This is a genomic window from Bradyrhizobium sp. McL0616 (assembly GCF_049993385.1).
In the GTDB taxonomy this organism is placed as follows: Bacteria; Pseudomonadota; Alphaproteobacteria; order Rhizobiales; family Xanthobacteraceae; genus Bradyrhizobium.
Window position 1 is genome coordinate 5,557,039 of the sequence record NZ_CP188255.1, and the last position, 18,150, is coordinate 5,575,188.

The 18,150-nt window shown below is 63.8% G+C and carries 17 protein-coding genes; 7 read left to right on the forward strand and 10 right to left on the reverse strand.

Features of this window, described 5'->3' with window-relative positions:
- Position 1: 1 nt before the first annotated feature.
- Positions 2-715 carry a ribose-5-phosphate isomerase RpiA gene (rpiA, locus tag ACPPVR_RS27275; protein WP_426609651.1) on the reverse strand — a complete coding sequence of 238 codons (714 nt, stop codon included), beginning with the start codon at positions 713-715 and terminating at the stop codon, positions 2-4.
- Positions 716-880: 165 nt separating this feature from the next.
- Between rpiA and ACPPVR_RS27280 the strand changes: the two genes are divergently transcribed.
- The 6 genes from ACPPVR_RS27280 to ACPPVR_RS27305 all read left to right on the forward strand — a co-directional run bounded on the left by ACPPVR_RS27280 (position 881) and on the right by ACPPVR_RS27305 (position 7,301).
- Positions 881-1,555, forward strand: a complete 675-nt coding sequence (locus ACPPVR_RS27280) for an HAD-IA family hydrolase (protein ID WP_426609652.1) — start codon at positions 881-883, stop codon at positions 1,553-1,555.
- Positions 1,556-1,710: 155 nt separating this feature from the next.
- On the forward strand, positions 1,711-2,205 hold the full coding sequence (locus ACPPVR_RS27285; RefSeq protein ID WP_426609653.1) for a hypothetical protein: 495 nt from the start codon (positions 1,711-1,713) through the stop codon (positions 2,203-2,205).
- A gap of 109 nt (positions 2,206-2,314) precedes the next feature.
- Positions 2,315-3,385, forward strand: coding sequence for a GTP 3',8-cyclase MoaA (moaA, locus tag ACPPVR_RS27290; protein ID WP_426609654.1), 1,071 nt, complete (start codon positions 2,315-2,317; stop codon positions 3,383-3,385).
- Between the two features lie 291 nt (positions 3,386-3,676).
- Entirely contained in the window at positions 3,677-4,216 is a 540-nt protein-coding gene (locus ACPPVR_RS27295) for a TRAP transporter small permease subunit (protein WP_426609655.1), read from the forward strand.
- Positions 4,213-5,814, forward strand: coding sequence for a TRAP transporter large permease (locus ACPPVR_RS27300; RefSeq protein WP_426609656.1), 1,602 nt, complete (start codon positions 4,213-4,215; stop codon positions 5,812-5,814). The genes ACPPVR_RS27295 and ACPPVR_RS27300 overlap by 4 nt, the downstream gene beginning before the upstream one ends.
- A 197-nt stretch (positions 5,815-6,011) precedes the next feature.
- Positions 6,012-7,301, forward strand: a complete 1,290-nt coding sequence (locus ACPPVR_RS27305; protein WP_426609657.1) for a M20/M25/M40 family metallo-hydrolase — start codon at positions 6,012-6,014, stop codon at positions 7,299-7,301.
- A 15-nt stretch (positions 7,302-7,316) separates the two neighbouring features.
- Here ACPPVR_RS27305 and ACPPVR_RS27310 read toward each other — a convergent pair whose 3' ends face one another.
- The 3 genes from ACPPVR_RS27310 to ACPPVR_RS27320 form a co-directional block, all read right to left on the reverse strand.
- On the reverse strand, positions 7,317-8,675 hold the full coding sequence (locus ACPPVR_RS27310) for an ATP-binding protein (protein WP_426609658.1): 1,359 nt from the start codon (positions 8,673-8,675) through the stop codon (positions 7,317-7,319).
- A gap of 1 nt (position 8,676) precedes the next feature.
- The gene (locus tag ACPPVR_RS27315; protein ID WP_426609659.1) at positions 8,677-9,351 is read right to left on the reverse strand and encodes a response regulator transcription factor; all 675 of its coding nucleotides are present in this window, start codon (positions 9,349-9,351) and stop codon (positions 8,677-8,679) included.
- Between the two features lie 217 nt (positions 9,352-9,568).
- Entirely contained in the window at positions 9,569-10,045 is a 477-nt protein-coding gene (locus ACPPVR_RS27320) for an EF-hand domain-containing protein (RefSeq protein WP_426609660.1), read from the reverse strand.
- A 280-nt stretch (positions 10,046-10,325) separates the two neighbouring features.
- Here ACPPVR_RS27320 and ACPPVR_RS27325 point away from each other — a divergent pair, with 280 nt between their 5' ends.
- Complete coding sequence (locus tag ACPPVR_RS27325; protein WP_426609661.1) at positions 10,326-11,162, forward strand: DUF2927 domain-containing protein; 837 nt, start codon at positions 10,326-10,328, stop codon at positions 11,160-11,162.
- A 47-nt stretch (positions 11,163-11,209) separates the two neighbouring features.
- On the opposite strand, the gene ACPPVR_RS27330 is transcribed toward ACPPVR_RS27325, so the two are convergent.
- The 6 genes from ACPPVR_RS27330 to ACPPVR_RS27355 all read right to left on the reverse strand — a co-directional run bounded on the left by ACPPVR_RS27330 (position 11,210) and on the right by ACPPVR_RS27355 (position 18,103).
- On the reverse strand, positions 11,210-11,434 hold the full coding sequence (locus tag ACPPVR_RS27330; protein WP_426609662.1) for a hypothetical protein: 225 nt from the start codon (positions 11,432-11,434) through the stop codon (positions 11,210-11,212).
- 234 nt (positions 11,435-11,668) lie between these two features.
- Positions 11,669-11,929, reverse strand: a complete 261-nt coding sequence (locus ACPPVR_RS27335; protein ID WP_426609663.1) for a hypothetical protein — start codon at positions 11,927-11,929, stop codon at positions 11,669-11,671.
- A 24-nt stretch (positions 11,930-11,953) separates the two neighbouring features.
- Entirely contained in the window at positions 11,954-13,300 is a 1,347-nt protein-coding gene (locus ACPPVR_RS27340; protein ID WP_426616196.1) for a TolC family outer membrane protein, read from the reverse strand.
- A 68-nt stretch (positions 13,301-13,368) separates the two neighbouring features.
- Positions 13,369-16,527, reverse strand: coding sequence for an efflux RND transporter permease subunit (locus tag ACPPVR_RS27345; protein ID WP_426609664.1), 3,159 nt, complete (start codon positions 16,525-16,527; stop codon positions 13,369-13,371).
- Positions 16,528-16,548: 21 nt separating this feature from the next.
- A complete protein-coding gene (locus tag ACPPVR_RS27350) occupies positions 16,549-17,736 on the reverse strand; it encodes an efflux RND transporter periplasmic adaptor subunit (protein WP_426609665.1) in 1,188 nt (395 codons plus the stop codon).
- A 112-nt stretch (positions 17,737-17,848) separates the two neighbouring features.
- Positions 17,849-18,103, reverse strand: coding sequence for a hypothetical protein (locus ACPPVR_RS27355; protein WP_426609666.1), 255 nt, complete (start codon positions 18,101-18,103; stop codon positions 17,849-17,851).
- Positions 18,104-18,150: the final 47 nt, after the last annotated feature.

Here is an 18,150-nt window from a genome sequence, read left to right on the forward strand (position 1 = left end):
CCTAGTCTCCTTTCGGCTTTCGCCGTTCAACCACGCGGATTCCCTCGCCGCTCGCCAAAACAGCCGAGCTGGCCAAGCCGATAAACAACCCATGTTCGACCACGCCGGGGATCGCACTCAACGCCGTAGCGAGGCGAGCCGGATCCTCAATTCGTCCGAGCTGGGCATCGACGATCCAGTGGCCGCCATCGGTGACGAAAACGTGGCCATCTTTGCCCTTGCGGACCGCCATTTGCCCGGAAACGCCGCATTCCGCAAATGCCTTCTCGATCGCCCGCCGCGTCGCGCCAAGCCCGAACGGGATGACCTCGACCGGCAGCGGAAAGCGGCCGAGCGCCGGAACCCATTTGGTGTCGTCGGCAATCACGATCATGCGATCCGAGGCGGCCGCCACGATCTTCTCGCGCAGCAGCGCGCCTCCGCCGCCCTTGATCAGATTGAGCGCGGGATCGATCTCGTCGGCGCCGTCAATGGTAATGTCGAGGTGGTCGATCTCATCGAGCGTGGTCAGCGGCACGCCGCAGCGCATCGCATCGGCGCGGGTCGTCTCCGAGGTCGGCACGCCGATCACCTTGAGGCCGCCGCGCACGCGCTCGCCGAGCAACTCGACGAAGTGCTTTGCCGTTGACCCGGTGCCGAGCCCGAGCTGCATGCCGTCACGCACCTCTTCCAGGGCGCGCGCCGCAGCCTGCCGCTTCAACTTGTCCATGTCCAAATTGCGCCGCCTCTGTGTTTAAGGGGTTGCCGCCGTATTGGTCGCTTGCGGCGGCCTGTGTAGCCTCGTTTTCCCCTCGAGAACAGGGGCTGGGAACAGGTCTATAAGGTGATCTTATGGGCTCGCCCCTTGCGCGGGCAGGGCCGGACCGATAGCGCTTTTCGCATGACCTCTCCCTACACCCTCGTCTTCGATCTCGACGGCACGCTTGTGGATACGGCGCCCGACCTGATCACCGCGCTGAATTACGTGCTCGACCGCGAAGGGCTGCCGCCGGTGCCGATGGCCGCGGCTCGCAACATGATCGGCGCGGGCGCCCGCAAGCTGATCGAGCGGGGGCTGGAGGCCGAGGGACGCGCGGTCAGCATCGCCGACATGGACCGGCTGACATCGGATTTCATCGCCTATTATGCCGACCATATCGCCGTCGAATCCCGGCCCTTCGACGGTCTCGAGGCGGCGCTCGACCTGTTTGCGGCACAGGGCCATCGCCTCGCCGTCTGCACGAACAAGCTGGAATGGCTGTCCAAGCGGCTCCTCGACCAGCTGAACTTGACCCCCCGTTTCGCGGCGATCTGCGGCGCGGACACCTTTGGCGTCCAAAAGCCCGATCCGACGATTTTTCGGCAGACAGTGGCGCGGGCCGGTGGGGAAGTTAAGGCCAGCATCATGGTCGGGGACGCCGGGACCGATGTCGGGGTGGCCCGACGCGCCGGGGTGCCCGTGATTGGGGTCAGTTTTGGTTACACGGACGTGCCGATCGCCGAGCTGAAGCCGGACCGGCTGATCCATCACATGCGCGACCTGCCGGCCGCAGCGCATAGCCTGATGACGGCCTAGCCTTCTGCAAGCCACTGAAATCACGTTACAATTCGCGCTAACCCTGCGTTAACCATCTATTAACTATGCGCAGCCCGCCGGTTGCCTGCGGAAAACGACGCTCCTAAGGTCGCCCTGGGGAATGCGGCGGTTCGTCGCAGTAGAAGTGGATGGTCATGCGTCGTGTCATCGCGTTAGCGGGAGCGAGCCTCCTTGGGGCAACAAGTCTTGGTGGCTGCTCCTCAGTCTCCTGGAACATGTTCAAATCGGCCCCGCCGCCCCTCCAGGTCCGGCTTGAATCCAATCCGCCGGGCGCCGACGCAAACACTTCGCTTGGGCCAGGCTGCAAGACCCCCTGCTCGGTCTCGGTTCCCGCACCCGACGTCCCCTTCACGGTTAGCTTCGCCCTCAATAAGTACCAGCCGGTGAGCGTGCCGGTGAACGTGATCAGGAATCCCGGCGATTTCACCACGCCCGCCTCGGTGACCACCGACCCGAATCCGGTGTTCGCGGAGCTCCAGCCGGCGGTGCCGCCCAAGCTGGTCAAGAAGAAGCCGCACCGGCCGAAGAAGCCAAAGCCCGCCGCAGCCGCGCCTGACGCGGCGCCGGCCGATGCGGCGGCGCCCGCTGCGGGCTCGGCGTTCCCCGATCCGAACGCGGGCAAGCACTGACCTTAAGTACATCGCACGATTGTCCTTGTCGCTTCTGATGCTTAGATTGCTTCCAGAGCACCGCTGAAGCAAAGGTGCGCCCGTCGCCGTAAGTGACAAGGCATTTCGAATGAACGGATCTTCCGCGAGCCCTCTCGACATAGCGAGCCCCCTCGCCACAGCGAGCCCCCTCGCCGCGCTGTCGAGTGCCATGACCGATCCGTTCGGGCGGACCATCTCGTATCTGCGCGTCTCCGTCACCGACCGCTGCGACCTGCGCTGCTTCTACTGCATGTCGGAAGACATGACGTTCCTGCCCAAGGCCGACCTGTTGACGCTGGAGGAGCTCGACCGGCTCTGCACGGCCTTCATCGCCAAGGGCGTGAAGAAGCTGCGGCTCACCGGCGGCGAGCCGCTGGTCCGCCGCAACGTGATGTCACTGGTGCACTCGCTGTCGCGCCATCTTTCGAGCGGCGCCCTGCACGAGCTGACGTTGACCACCAACGGCACGCAACTCGCAAAGCATGCCCGGGAGCTCGCCAATTGCGGCGTCCGCCGCATCAACGTCTCGCTCGACACGCTCGACCCGCGGAAATTTCGCGAGATCACGCGCTGGGGCGAGATCGACAAGGTGCTGGAGGGCATCGAGGCGGCGCGTGCCGCAGGGCTAGCCGTGAAGATCAACGCGGTGGCGCTGAAGAACCTCAACGAGGACGAGCTCCCCGATCTGATGCGCTGGGCCCATGGCAAGGGCATGGGTCTGACGCTGATCGAGGTGATGCCGATGGGCGAGATCGGCTCGGGCCGCATCGACCAATATCTGCCGCTGTCGCTGGTGCGCGCCCGCCTCGCCCAGCAATTCACGCTGACGGATCTCGCCGAGAGCACCGGTGGGCCGGCGCGCTATGTCAGCGTCGCCGAGACCGGCGGCAAGCTCGGCCTCATCACGCCGATGACCCATAATTTCTGCGAATCCTGCAACCGTGTGCGCATCACCTGCACAGGCACGCTGCACACCTGCCTCGGCCACGAGGATGCCTCCGATTTGCGGAAACCTCTGCGTGCATCGAAGGATGACACGCTGCTTGCGGCCGCGATCGACCGCGCCATCGGGCTCAAGCCCAAGGGCCACGACTTCATCATCGACCGCCGCCACGACCGTCCCAGCGTCTCCAGGCATATGAGCGTCACCGGCGGCTGACGATTCGCCCCCGCTCCTAACCTAAGCTTTTGACCCGCCGTCAATTTGTCCATTTTCCGATTGACGGCGCGCTGGCCCGCTGATTTGGTGCCCCCGCCTTTGCTTGCCCGGCAACATAAGCCGGCCCGCCCCTTTGGCGGTCGCGGTCAAGACGGCAAGGCGCGTGGGGAGGACTGACGCCGTAATCGCTCCGGACAACGATCCGTGCGGTCGCGTGCATTTTGCACGCCGGCCGAGCGATGCGTGCTGATGCCTCCCGTAAAGTTTGGGCCGCGACGGAGAGAAAGTAAGATGCGTCCATTGCTGGCGTTGAGCAACGCCATCGACCTCCTCAACGAGAAGATCGGGTACGTCTGTAATCTCCTGGTGCTTCTCGCGTGCCTGGTCAGCGCGGCCAACGCCATGATCCGCTACGCCTTCAGCTACTCGTCGAACGGCTGGCTGGAGCTGCAATGGTACATGTTCGCGATCCTGGTGATGTTCGGCGCGTCTTACACTTTCAAGCGCAACGAGCACGTCCGCGTCGAGATCATGTATTTGATGCTGTCCGAGCGCGGGCAGCTCTGGCTCGACATGATCGGCACGCTGTTCTTCCTGATCCCCTCCTGTCTCCTGCTTGCCTATCTGTCGTGGCCGTTTTTCATGCAGGCCTTTAATGTCGGCGAAATGTCGGGCAATGCCGGCGGCCTGATCCGCTGGCCCATCAAGTTCGTGATCCCCGCCGGCTTCGTGTTGCTGGCATTGCAGGGAGTTTCCGAAGTCATCAAGCGTATCGCGGCTCTCCAGGGCTACGTGACGATCGACGCCAAGTACGAGAGGCCGACTCAATGATCACGCTGGAGATGATGCCGCCGTTGATGTTCGGCGGCCTGGTTCTCGTGATGCTGCTTGGCTTCCCGGTTGCGTTCACGCTTGCCGCAGTCGGCCTTTCCTTCGGCTTCCTCGCCATCCATCTCGGTTTCTTCGATCTCAACTTCCTCCAGGCGATTCCGGGCCGCGTGTTCGGCAGCGTGCTTTCCAACGAGTTGCTGCTCGCAATCCCGTTCTTCACCTTCATGGGCGCGATATTGGAGAGATGCGGGCTCGCTGAGGACATGCTGGATTCGATGGGCCAGCTGTTCGGCCCGATCCGCGGCGGCCTCGGCTATTCCGTGATCATTGTCGGCTTCATCCTCGGCGCCATCACCGGTACGGTGGCGGCGCAGGTCATCGCGATGGCGCTGATCTCGATGCCGGTGATGATCCGCTACGGCTACAACATGCGCTACATCACCGGCGTGCTAGCTGCCTCCGGCACCATCACGCAGCTGGTGCCGCCCTCGCTGGTGCTGATCGTGCTCGCCGACCAGCTCGGCAAGTCGGTCGGCGACATGTATCTCGGCGCCTGGGGCCCCTCGGTGTTCCAGATCATGCTGTTCGCCGGCTACACCTTCATTCTCGGCCTGATCAAGCCGGAGCACGTGCCGCCGGTGCCGCTGGAAGCGCGCACGCTGACCGGTTGGGCTCTGTGGAAGAAGTGCCTGATGGGCATCATCCCTTCCGCCGTGCTGATCTTCGTCGTGCTCGGCACCATGATGATGGGCCTTGCGACGCCCACGGAAGCCGGCGCGATGGGCGCGGTCGGCGCCATCGTGCTCGCCGCGATCCATCACAAGAACTTCTCCTCGACCGACCGCAAGGTGCTGATCATCGGCGTGATCGCCGCCGGCATCGGCACCATCATCGCGATGCTGTTCACGGAGAATCTGATCTTCAAGCTCGCGTTCGCGGTGACGTATCTGGCGGTGGCCTGGATTTGTATCCGGGCCGCACGCATCCCCGAGCTGCGCGACCTCATCAAGCAGGGCTACGAGTCTACCATGCGCCTCACCTGCATGGTCACCTTCATCCTGATCGGCTCGACCTGCTTCTCGGTGGTGTTTCTCGGCGTCTCCGGCGGCGTCTGGCTCGAGCACCTCCTGACCTCGCTGCCCGGCGGCGTCTGGGGCTTCCTGATCTTCATCAACCTCTTCATCTTCTTCCTGGCGTTCTTCCTCGACTTCTTCGAGATCGCCTTCATCATCCTGCCGATGATCGCACCGATCGCGCAGAAGATTCTCGGGCCCGTGGTCGGTGACGGACCGGCGCTGATCTGGTTCGGCGTCATGCTCTGCGTCAACATGCAGACCTCGTTCCTGCATCCGCCGTTCGGCTTCGCGCTGTTCTATCTGCGTGGCGTCGCGCCGAAGGAAGTGAAGAGCTCCGACATCTATTGGGGCGCGATGCCCTGGATCGGCCTCCAGATGATCATGGTGCTGATCGTGATCGCCTTCCCGATCACGGTGACGGGCCTGCTCGACAAGCCGGTCACTGTCGATCTCGACAAAGTCAGGATCGAGGTGCCGCAGATCGACCTGCCGCCGCTGGATCTCGGCCCGCCGCAAAAGTAACTTTCTTCCCTTCTTCCCTTGTGGGAGAAGGTAACGCGAAGCGCCGGATGAGGGGTCTCTCTCAGCGCGTTCAGCTGAGAGTAGGACTCGCGGACACAACCCCTCACCCGGCTCGCCGCTTTGCGGCGAGCCACCCTCTCCCACAGGGGGAGAGGGGGCAGCGTCAGTGCCATCTTCCAACTCATGGACCGCCGCCTATGCCCCGATCGCGCACTGCTCCATCCCTCGTCGCTCCGTTGCTCGCGTCGCTCTGGCTGGCATGTGCCGCCACAATGGCGCACGCTGAACCGATGGCCGATGTTCATACGCTGGCGCAAAAGGAGCAGCAGCCGCTGCTCGACACGCTGCGCGATCTCGTCAGCATCGAATCCGGCAGCAAGGACGTCGAGGGCCTGAACCAGATCGCCGAGCGCGTTGCCGGCCAGCTCAAGCAGCTCGGCGGCACGGTGGAGATCCTGCAACCCACCGACATCTATCGCCTCGACGACACGCCCGACAAGATCGGCCCGGCCGTGCACGCCGTGTTCAAGGGCACCGGCAGCAAGAAGATCATGCTGATCGCCCACATGGACACGGTGTACCTGAAGGGCATGCTGAAGGACCAGCCGTTCCGCATCGACGGCGACAAGGCCTACGGCCTCGGCATTGCCGACGACAAGCAGGGCGTCGCTCTCATTCTCCATACTGTGGCGTTGCTGCAGAAGCTGAACTTCAAAGATTACGGCACGCTCACGGTGCTCACCAATGGCGACGAGGAGATCTCCTCGCCCGGCTGGCGCAGCACTATCACCAAATTCGCCTCGGATCAGGATGTGGTGTTCTCGTTCGAGGGCGGCGGCACCGACGGCACGCTGCGGCTCGCCACCAGTGGCATCGGCTCGGCCTATCTCACGGTGACGGGCAAGTCGTCGCATGCCGGTGCACGGCCCGAGGGCGGCATCAACGCGCTGTACGAGCTTTCGCACCAGGTCTTGCAGATGAAAGACCTGTCCAAGCCCGAGCAGGGCCTGAAGCTGAACTGGACCGTCTCCAAGGCCGGCAGCAACCGCAACGTGATCCCTGCCGACGCCACCGCCCAGGCCGATGCGCGTGCGCTCAAGGTTTCGGATTTCGACGAGCTGGAGAAGGCGCTCCAGGACAAGATCAAAAATCGTCTGCTGCCCGACTCCAAGGTCGAGCTGAAATTCGAAGTGCGGCGTCCGCCGCTCGAGGCCAACGACGCCTCGCGCCGCGTGGCGGCCTACGGCAAGACAATCTATCAGGAGCTCGGAATGCCCCTCAAGGTCGACGAGAAGGCGACCGGCGGCGGCACCGACGCCGCGTTTGCCGCGCTCAAGACCCGGGGCGCCGTGGTGGAAGGAATGGGCCTGTCAGGCTTCGGCGCGCACTCCAACGATGCCGAATATGTGCAGCTCAACAGCATCGTGCCGCGTCTTTACCTGGCCACACGCATGATCATGGATTTGTCCGCCGGCAAACTGAAATAGCGGCCGCTCGCTGTTTCAAACAGCTCCCTCCGCCAACCGAAACCGCAACGTAAATTCCGCACCGCCGCCGGCAAGATTCGCCACTGCAACCGTTGCGGCGTGATCGTCGGCAACGCCCCGCTCGATCGAGAGCCCGAGGCCAGCGCCATCGCTGCGCTGGCGGTCGCGGCGCCAGAAGCGCTGGAAGATCAGCTCGCGTTCGCCCTCCGCAATGCCGGGGCCGCAATCGCGAACGCGCACCGAGCCGTCGCCGCCCACCTCAATGTCGACCGACGTATCCTTCGCGGTGAACTTGATGGCGTTTTCGGCGAGGTTGAAGATCGCCCGCTGGAGCATCTCGGAATTGCCGTGAATCATGACGGGCGCGTCGCTCCCCTTGAGCGCGATGTCCTTGTGTTGGGCAATCGCGAACGGTGCGATCGCGCCGACCACCTCCGCGCAAACGGCGCGCAGATCCGCGGTCTCGCCGGGATCGAGCACGAGGGTGTCGAGCTCGGCGATCTCCAGCAGCTGCGCGACGATGCGACTCATGCCTTCGATATCGGCATGCAGCGCCTGCCGCGCGGTGCCGTCGCCAAGCGTCTCTATCCGCGTGCGCAGGATCGCGAGCGGCGTGCGCAATTGATGCGCGGCATCCGCAGTAAACTGGCGCTGCACGCGAAAACCGTCCTCGAGGCGATCGAGCGCCTGGTTGACGGCGGTGACGAGCGGCATGATCTCGCGCGGGATCTGCTCCGTCGGCAAGCGGATATCGGTACGCGCCGGGCCGATATTGCTCGCCTCTTCCGAAGCCTTCCACAACGGCGCAATCGCGCGGCGAAAGATGATGATGTCGATGGCGAGCAGGATCAAGAGGATCGGGATGGTGATCCACCCCACCCGCCGGAAGAAGTTCGAGATGATGTCGTCGATGATGACGTCGCGATGCGCCAGATCCTCGGCGACCTGGATGCGCACCGTCTGGCCCTCGATAATCCGGGTGACGCCGGCGCCGGAAATCGTATCCAACAACCGCGGTGGTGCCGGCGGGGCGGTACCCGACCTGCGGTGCGAGGAGAACAGCAAATGTCCTTCGGCATCGCGAATGTCGTACTGGTATCGGCCATAGGCTTCCGAATAGAGGCCCCTGAGACTGTCGGGCAGATTGAACGCCAGCGTGCCGTCCGGCTGCGGGATAATGCGCTCGGCGAGCACTTCAGCCTGGGCCCGCATGGCCTCGCGATGCAGCTGGTCGACCTCCGAATTCAGCAGCCAGAAGAGCACCAGCGGCAGGAAGATCGCGACCACCGCGACCGCGACGATGTGCATGAACACGATGCGTGAGATCAGCGATTTGAACGACGGCGACCTGCCATAGGAGCCGGCGGCGGTCACGCTATTTCTCCTCGGACATCAGATAGCCGACGCCGCGGATGGTGTGGATCACGACCTTGGCGCCGTGTTCCGCAAGCTGCTTGCGCAGCCGCGAGACGTAGACCTCGACCGCATTGGAGGCGACCTCGCCCTCCAGCCCGAAGATGTGGTCCTCGACGTTCTTCTTCGGCACCACCCGCCCCTGCCGGCGCAGCAGTATCTCCAGCACCGAGGTCTCGCGCGAAGAGATGATCCGCGGCTGGTCGTCGACGAAGATCTGGCGGCTTTCGGTGTCGTAGATGAGGTTGGCCAGGCGCAGCGAGCGGCCCAGCAATTGGCCCGGACGGCGCAGGATCGCCTCCAGCCGCGCCACCAGCTCTTCCATCGCGAACGGCTTGGCGAGATAGTCATCGGCGCCGCTGCGCAGGCCGTTGACGCGGTCCTGCACGCCGCCGCGCGCGGTCAGCACCATCACAGGCAGCGGCTCCATCTGCCGGCGCAGCTCGCGCAGCACCGACAGGCCGTCGCCGTCGGGTAGGCCGAGGTCCAGGATCATCGCAGCATAGCTGACATTGTGCACCGCCTCGCGGGCCTCGTCGGCGCTGCTGACGATATCGCTCTCATAGCCGGCCGCCGCCAACCCGCTGGCGACGAGCCGCGACAGTTCGGCATTGTCCTCGACGATCAGAAGTCGCATGGCATTCCCGCCGGATATCACACGGCTCGCACCGTATCTTTGCTCTCTTCCACCATCCACGCGGTTTCGGCCAGTAAAAAGGCGAGCGCCGCTCGCCTTTTCGCTCTCCGTCAGCTTGGTGTAAGCCTTGCCAATTGGCGGGACTGCTGTCGCGACCCGCGGCCTGATCACGCAAGTTCGTCGCCGGGCCGGTAGGCACCGATTTAGATCCGCGCTTTCAATGAAATCTGTCCCGCGGCCGCTCAGCCGGCCCCTGTGGACCTTTGGGGGCTGTCGTCGCCCTTATTTCATCGCCCGTGACGCGACAATCGCCGTCCCTGTCGAATCGCACGATGAATGCGCTGGGCTTGTCGACGAACTCCTTGCGCGCGATCTTGCCATCCTGATTCTCGTCGAAATATCCGAAATCGGCATCGGCCAACGCCGCATCGGCTTTTTGCACCGTCGCAAATTCGGTCTTGTCGAGTTTCCCGTCTCGATTGCGGTCCGCCAAGGTGAATATCCGGTCGGCAAATCCCTTCCATTCGTCGCAGGTGAAAATGCCGTCGCGATTGGCGTCCCATGTCGGCGGACCGCTTTTGAGCAGGCCGTCCTGCGCTGGCGGTGGGGCGGATTGGGCGAGAGCGAAAGGCCCGGCTGTCGCAAACCAACCGACGGTCAAGCAGATCATGAGGACGGGCTTTGCGCGCGACAAATTTCCGTTCCTGTTGCTTCGTTTGAAGGGCATCGCCGATCAATCGCCCGGTCCGGCATAGAAAATCCATATCGGTTTGCAGTCAAATCCATAGCAATAACGTATCCGTCACGATCCCAGGCAAATGCTCCGGTCTTATACCGCGCCTATGCGATCGTTGACCGCCTCCCCTCGAATTCCTACCCGCCCCGGAAAGATATTGGGTCCGAAGCTCGCGACGTGCGCAGAGACGGCCGAGACGATTGGTACAGATTTTGCCTGAAAATTCGGGAGCGATCTCATGAGGCATCTACCAGCGATGATCCGGCTTCTGGCGATAGGCCTTGGCGCTGCGGTGTTACTTGGCGCCCTCGCGGTTCCGGCGCTTGCAGAAGATCCCGACATTTCGAGCCGCCGCACCGAACAACGGCTGACGTTCAGCGACGCCGAAATCCGGGATGGTTTCTTCAAGATCGCGCTGGATGCCGAGCTGCAATTCGGTACCCGAGCCCATCGCATCCGCAAATTCGACGAACCGGTCCGGATCTTTGTCGATGGCAAGGTCTCGCCTGAGCGCGCCGCGGCACTCGACGCTATCGTCGGAGATATCCGCGCCCACATCGATCATCTCGATATTGCGGTCACCGATCATCGCAAGGCAGCCAATTTTGTCGTGACACTCGTGGCCGCACATCAATTGCTGCCGACCATTCGCGCCCGGTTCGGCATCGAGCGGGCCAGGCAGATTGAGCATTCCCTCAATCCGCAATGCCTGTCGGGCATCGCCAAGGACGGCGCCTACCGGATCAGGCGCGCTGAAGTCATCCTGCCGGTCGATGCCAGCGAGTTCGCCTTCTACGATTGCGCGTATGAGGAAATGCTGCAGGCCTTGGGCGCGATCAACGACGATCCTTCAGTCCCATGGACAATGTTCAACGACGATGTCGTGATGGGTTTCTTCGACGTCTACGACCAGTATTTGCTCAACATCCTCTACGATCCGCGAATCCGTCCGGGCATGACCAGAAAGGAGGTCGAAAACCTCCTTTCGGCGATCCTGCCGACGGCACGCGAGCTGGTCGGCCGTAACAATCCGCGCGATCAGGCCAGCACGTCCGCGCAGACGCACACGAATTGACGGCTAGCGATCGCCTTACGCCATCATGGGATCACGCGCAGGCGAGATCACCGCTTCGGCGAGGTCGTCTTCGCCGATGACGAAGAATATTCTGTGATCGCGAAATCGGTCTTGTGCGGACGGCGCGCCTGATGCGCAACGACGACCTGCTGATTCCCGCTATATTTCGAAGGCGCACTCATGGACGCGCCCGCATCCGCGGGCTGGACCATCAACAACGACGCTGCACCGATCGCGAGTACTGCTCCCGTGAGAGCAAGGATCTTTGACATCGGCACCCTCCATCTGAAGTGAGACAACTTCAACGGAAGAGGACTGGGCATCTCCGCGACGACTCTATCCGTCGTCTTGTTGTCCCTTGGTTCCAATGCTGATCCCAATTCGCAGGACGCGCAAGATCATTCGGCAGATGCCGTCATAATGAGCAATGCGTTCGATCGCCCGAATTGCAGGCGCGCGCCGCTCCACCTGGCCTTGCGCGCAGAGACCTTCGGCTCGCAGCCGTCCTAGTTCTTCTTTTTTGGCGGCTTTGCCGGAGCCCTGGCGCGGGCGCCGCTCCAAGGATCGTACTTCTCGTCAGGAACGGGAATCCTGTCCAGTGCTGCTTTATACGCCTTCTCATCGATCTTCGGGCGGTCTTCGACCGGGGGCGGACCCGAGTTGCCCTTGCCTCGGCCCAAGCCCTGGGCGCTGGCAGCGCAAGCGAAGGCTGGCACTGCCGCGACGGCAACGGCGAGCGCCCGGAGTGCGCGTCGTCTGCGGATCATGCATGGTCCTCCTCTCGCGAACGCTTATTGTCCGGATGGCGTCCGAACGCCGTGCCAGGCGTCGCGCACCTGGTGATAGTGCACCTCCGGCAGGTAGTCCGGCGTGCTCAGGTTGAGCGTGTGCACGTCCAGCCGGCCGACAGCGCTGAGCAGCGTGTACGATGCGATCACGCGGTCGTGCTGCGCCTGGATCTGGCGCGAGCGCGCGCTGGTCAAATCCTGCTGGGCGTTGAGCACGTCGATCGTGGTGCGCTGGCCGCCAGCCGCCTCGCGGCGCACGCCCTGCAACGCGACATCCGCCGCCCTCGCCTCCGACTCGGCCGCGGTCAGCGCCACCTTGGTGCCTTCGTTGGAAACCCAGGCGGTGACGACGGCCGTTCGCGACTGGTTTCGAACCTGCTCCAGCACCAGACGGCTCTGCGAGGCGAGCTCTTTGGCCTGCCGCGTTTGCGAGGCCGCAGTGCCGCCGTCATAGATCGGCACGTTGATCTGGCCGAGCACCGAAGCCTGATCGGTGCCAAATGTGCTGAGCGTCGAATCGGACTGCTTGGAGCGGCTGGCGCTTGCCTGCACCGCGACCGTGGGCAGCAGGCTGCCTTCGGCCACCTTGATCGTGGTCTGCGCCACATCGACGTCGTAACCCGCGCCGAGCACGGCCGGGTGCTCGTGATTGGCCGTCTCGATCGATACCGGCATCGTCACCGGCGACAATCGGTCGACCGGCGCGGCCGCTGCCAACTGGCCGGGCGGCCCGCCGATCACCTGGGCGTAGGTTGCCTTGCTGATGGCAAGCGTCACCTCGGCGGCGTTGAGATCGGCAAGACCACGGCTGAGCCGCGCCTCGGCCTGGGCTGTATCCGTCGGCGTCACATCGCCGGCATCGAGACGCTTGCGTGTCGTCGCCTGAATTTCGCGCAGCACGGCGACGTTGGTGCGCTGAGCCTCGACCAATGCCTGATTGGCCAGCACGTTCATGTAGGCCGTGACCGCGTCGAGCAGCACGCCCTGCCCGGTGTTGCGAAGCGCTTCACGTCCCGAGAGAACCTGAAGCTCGGCGACCCGCACGCTGTTGGCGGTCTTGAAGCCGTTGAACAGGACCTGGCTCACGGTGACGCCGATCGTCCACGGACGCAGCGTCGCGCCCTGGATGGTATTGTCAGGCAGCGTGTTCCTGACCGCCTGCAAGCCCGCGCTGAGGCTTGCGACCACCTGGGGCCGATAGCCGGCGAGCGCCTGCGGCAGGTTCTCGTCCGTGCCGCGCTGGCGTGCCCGATCGGCGTTGAGCTGCGGGCTCGACTGATAGGCCCTGACCATCGCCTCGGATAGGGTTTCTGCGCGCAACGGTCCGCAAGCCAGGAACATCGCTCCCATCACGGCGGCCCTCACTGTCAGCCCGGACTCCATCACGCGCCTCGTAACGCTCCCACGCACGACCCACCTCATTCCGCCGGCGCCAACTGGGCCTGCGCCGCAAGTCCCGGCCGCGTCCGCCGTGAGAACATCGAGATCAGCGCCGGCAACGTCACCAGAATGACAATCGGTGCCAGCATCATGCCGGCGACCACGACAATCGCGAGCGGCTTCTGCACCTGCGAGCCGATGCCGCTCGAGAGCGCCGCGGGCAACAGCCCAATGCCCGCGACGACGCAGGTCATCAGCACCGGACGAAGCTGGAGCTCGCCGGTGCGCAGGATCGCGGCGCCACGTTCCATGCCGTCGTCGATCAGCGCGTTGTATTGGGACAGGATGATGATGCCGTCCATCACGGAGATGCCGAACAGCGCGATGAAGCCGATCGCCGCCGAAACGCTGAAGGGAATGCCGGTCAACAGCAGGCCCAGTATGCCGCCGAGCACGGCCATCGGGATCACGCTCATGGTGAGGATGGTGTCGACCACCGAGCCGAAGTTGAACCAGATCAGCATCGCGATCAGCGCGAGGCTGATCGGTACCACGATCGACAGCCGCTTGATCGCATCCTGGAGATTGCCGAACTCGCCGACCCATTCGAGATGAGAGCCCGGCGGCAATTGCACATTGGCCGCAACTTTCTCCTGCGCCTCCTGGATGGCGCTGCCGAGATCGCGCTCGCGCACCGAGAACTTGATCGGCAGATAGCGTTCCTGCTGCTCACGATAGATATAAGCGGCGCCGGAAAGGACCTTGACCGTCGCGACCTCGCTCAGCGGCACCTGCGTGACGCCGTTCGGCCCCTGCGCGCCGATCCGCAGATTCTGGATCGCTTCCGCGCTGCGCCGGTACTGCGACGCGAGCCGCACGATGATCGGGAAATGGCGGTCGCTTCCCGGCTCGTAGAGATCACCGGCGCTGTCGCCGCCGATCGCCGTCTTGATTGTCGTGTTGATGTCGCCCGGCGACAGCCCGTAGCGCGCGGCGCGGGCGCGGTCAACGTCGATCTGGATGGTTGGTTGGCCAAGCGAAGTAAAGACCGCAAGGTCGGTAATGCCCTGCACGGTCGCAAGCTGCGCCTTGATCTTGTTCGCGGTATCGGTCAGGGCCTGCAGATCGCTGCCATAGAGCTTGATCGAGTTCTCGCCTTTGACGCCGGACACGGCCTCCGAGACGTTGTCCTGGAGATATTGCGAGAAGTTGAACTCGACGCCGGGAAACTTCTCCTGGAGCTGCGCCAGCAGAGTTGCAGTCAGTGCGTCCTTGTCCTCATGCTCCGGCCACTCCTTGGCGGGCTTGAGCGGTGCAAAGAACTCCGCATTGAAGAACCCGGCCGCATCGGTGCCGTCGTCGGGCCGGCCGTGCTGCGAGACCACCGATTCGACCTCCGGCCGTTCGGCGATCAGCTTGCGCATCTGGCTGACGTAGGAGTTGCCCTCCTGGAGCGAGATGGTCGGCGGCAGGGTTGCGCGGATCCAGAGGTTGCCCTCCTCCAGCTTGGGCAGGAATTCCAGGCCGAGCAGCCGCACGGCGACGATCGTGATCAGGATCAGCACGGCGCCGCCAGCCAGCACGACCCGTCCATGCGCGAGTGAGCGGCGCAGCACCGGCATGTAGAGCCGGTGCATCCATCGCATCAGGAACGTCTCGGTCTCCTCGACATGCGCCGGCAGGATGATCGCGCTGAGCGCCGGCGTCACCGTGAAGGTCGCAAGCAGGCCTCCCGCAAGCGCGTAGGCATAGGTGCGCGCCATCGGGCCGAAGATGTTGCCCTCGACGCCCGACAGCGTGAACAGCGGCAAGAAGGCGGCGATGATGATGGCGGCGGCAAAGAAGATCGAGCGCGAGACGTCGGAGGCAGCGGTCAGGATGGCATGATGCTTGATGCCCTGGATGGTGTGGGCGGAGATCGACGCCTGTTCGCCGGCCGTCAGCCGTTCGGTGTGTGACAGGCGGCGGAAGATCGCCTCCACCATGATCACGGTGGCATCGACAATCAGCCCGAAATCGATCGCACCGACCGACAGCAGATTGGCGGATTCACCGCGCAGCACGAGGATCGTCACGGCAAAGAACAGCGCGAACGGAATGGTGGCGCCCACGATCATGGCGCTGCGCAGATCTCCGAGGAAGATCCACTGCAACAACACGATCAGGCCGATGCCGACCACCATGTTCTCCAGCACGGTATGGGTCGTGGTCTGGATCAGGTCCTTGCGATCGTAGATGCGCTCGATTCGCACGCCCGGCGGCAGGATCGTCGCGTTGTTGATGGAAGAGACGAGCTCCTCGACGCGGGAAATGGTCGGCGAGCTCTGCTCACCCCGGCGCATCAATACGATACCCTGGACGATATCGTCGTCCTGATCCTGGCCAGCGATGCCGAGCCGCGGCTGCTCGCCCACGGTGACGGCGGCGACATCCCGCACCAGCACCGGTGTCCCGCCGTTCGACGCGATCATGGTGTTTTCGAGCGCATGAATCGAGCGGATCAATCCAACGCCGCGCACCACGGCGGACTGAGGCCCGATATCGACCGTATTGCCGCCGACATTGACGTTGGCATTGCTGATGGTCTGGAGCAGTTGCGGCAACGTCAGGCCGTTCGCAACCAGCTTGTTGAAATCGACCTGAACCTCGTAGGTCTTGGTCCGCCCTCCCCAACCCGTGACGTCGATGACGCCGGGCACGGTGCGGAAACGCCGTTGCAGGACCCAGTCCTGCAGGGTCTTGAGATCGAGCACCGAATAGTTGGGCGGCCCAACCAGCCTGTAGCGGTAGATTTCGCCGATCGGGCTGAGCGGCGAGATCTGCGGCTGTGCATTGTTCGGCAGCGGCGGCAGTTGCGACAGCCGGTTCAAGACCTGCTGGAGCGCCTGCTCGTAGGTGTAGTCGAACGAGAACTGGAGCTTGACGTCAGACAGGCCATACAGCGAGATGGTCCGGATCACCTTCATGTTCTTGATGCCGGCGACCTGGGTCTCCAGCGGAATCGTGATGTAGCGCTCGATCTCTTCGGCCGACAGACCTGGACTTTGCGTCACGATGTCGACCATCGGCGGCGTCGGATCGGGATAGGCTTCAATGTTGAGCTGCTGGAACGCGATCAGGCCGCCGACCAGCATGGCGGCGAACAGCCCGACCATCAGGAAGCGGCGAGCGACTGCGAAGGCGACGAGACGTTCCATGTGATCCGGCTATCCTGAGCGTTAGCTGCCGGACGCGGCGCGGTCGATGAACAGGCTTCCGCGGGTGACGATCTTTTCGCCGACCTTCAGATTGGTGCGCGCCTCGACGAGGTCGCCGTTGGTCAATCCAACCTGGATTTCGCGAAGCTCGACGGAATTATCGTCGCGCGCCACCCAGACGCGCACGCGTTCACCTTCGTAGATCAGCGCCTGCTTGGGCACGCCGACCGAAGGACGGTTCGCGCCGGCATAGACTGTGACGTTTGCAAACATCTCCGGCTTGAGCGCGCCGTCCTTGTTGTCGATGGTGGCGCGGACCATCAGACGCCGCGTCGACGGGTCGATGGCGGCCGCGACATAGTCGACGCGCGCCTTGAAGTCGCGGCCGGGAAGCGCCAGCACCGTGAAGGCGACATCCTGCCCGACGGCGATATCCGCCGCTTCGCTCTCGCGCACGAAGGCCGTGAGCCAGACCGTCGACAGGTCGCCGATCACGAAGACCGGATCGCTGGCGCTGCTGCTGATGAACTGGCCGGGGCCGATCTTGCGCTGCACGACCGTGCCGGCGATCGGCGAAGAGATCGGCGTCTCGGCGCTGATCTGCCGCGTCTCCTGGAATTTCGTGATCTGCTCCTCGGAACGACCGAGGATGCGCAGCCGGTTATGCGCCGCCTCGAGCGCGGTCTCCGCCGAGCGCATGTCGTTCTGCGTGGTGATGAGATCGGCCTGCGCCTGCTGCCAGTCCTTGAGCGGCACCGCCTTGCCGGCATAGAGATCGTTGGCGCGCTTCTCGACGATCTGTGCGAGGTTGAGCTTGGAGCGCGCGGTATTGAGCGTGCCCAGCGCCGTCACGAAATCGTTCAGGCCCTGCACCGTGTCGGTGGCCTCGACCACGAACAGCGGCTGCCCGCGCTCGACCGTGTCGCTCGGCTTGACCATCAATTTGACCACGCGGCCGGCATAGGGCGAGAAGATCGGGGTCGACGAGTCCTCGTTGACGGCGATCTTGCCTTCCGTCACGTGCTCCGCGCGAAACACCCGCTCAGTGACAGGCTCGATCGACAAGGTGGCAAGCTCCGAGGCCGTCGGGACATAGCGTGGCAGCTTCGCCTTGGCCTGGCTCGACGTCTCCGTGGCTTTTCCATGCGAGGTAAGCATTCGCGGGCCACCAATGGCACCCACGGCGATCACGATCGACACAGCCGCCATGATGGCAGGCCGTCGACGACTAAAGATCAAGCCAGACTTCATGACACAACCATGCGCATTGGCTCGTGCACTCCCGCGCCTCTCGAGAGGACTTGGCCTCGCCCACATGGGCTCAATTTTCGGCCGGACCGCGCCACATCGGTGACTTCGGTCCGCCGTAGTAACGCATCGGTCCAAGGACGGCCGGCTTCTGCTCGGCCAATCTGGCCGCCGCCGGCGCATGGTGATGCGCGTGCCAATGCCGGACCGCATGCTTGGCCTGCGCCGAGCCGGTCGCGCCGGCCATCACGAGCACGCTGACAAAGAGTGCGATCGCAATTCGTATCGTTATTGCGACCATGATCCTTGCCTCAGAGATCCCGTTCATGGGCTTTGCCACATCGGCGATTTCGGACCGCCGTAGCAGCGCATCTG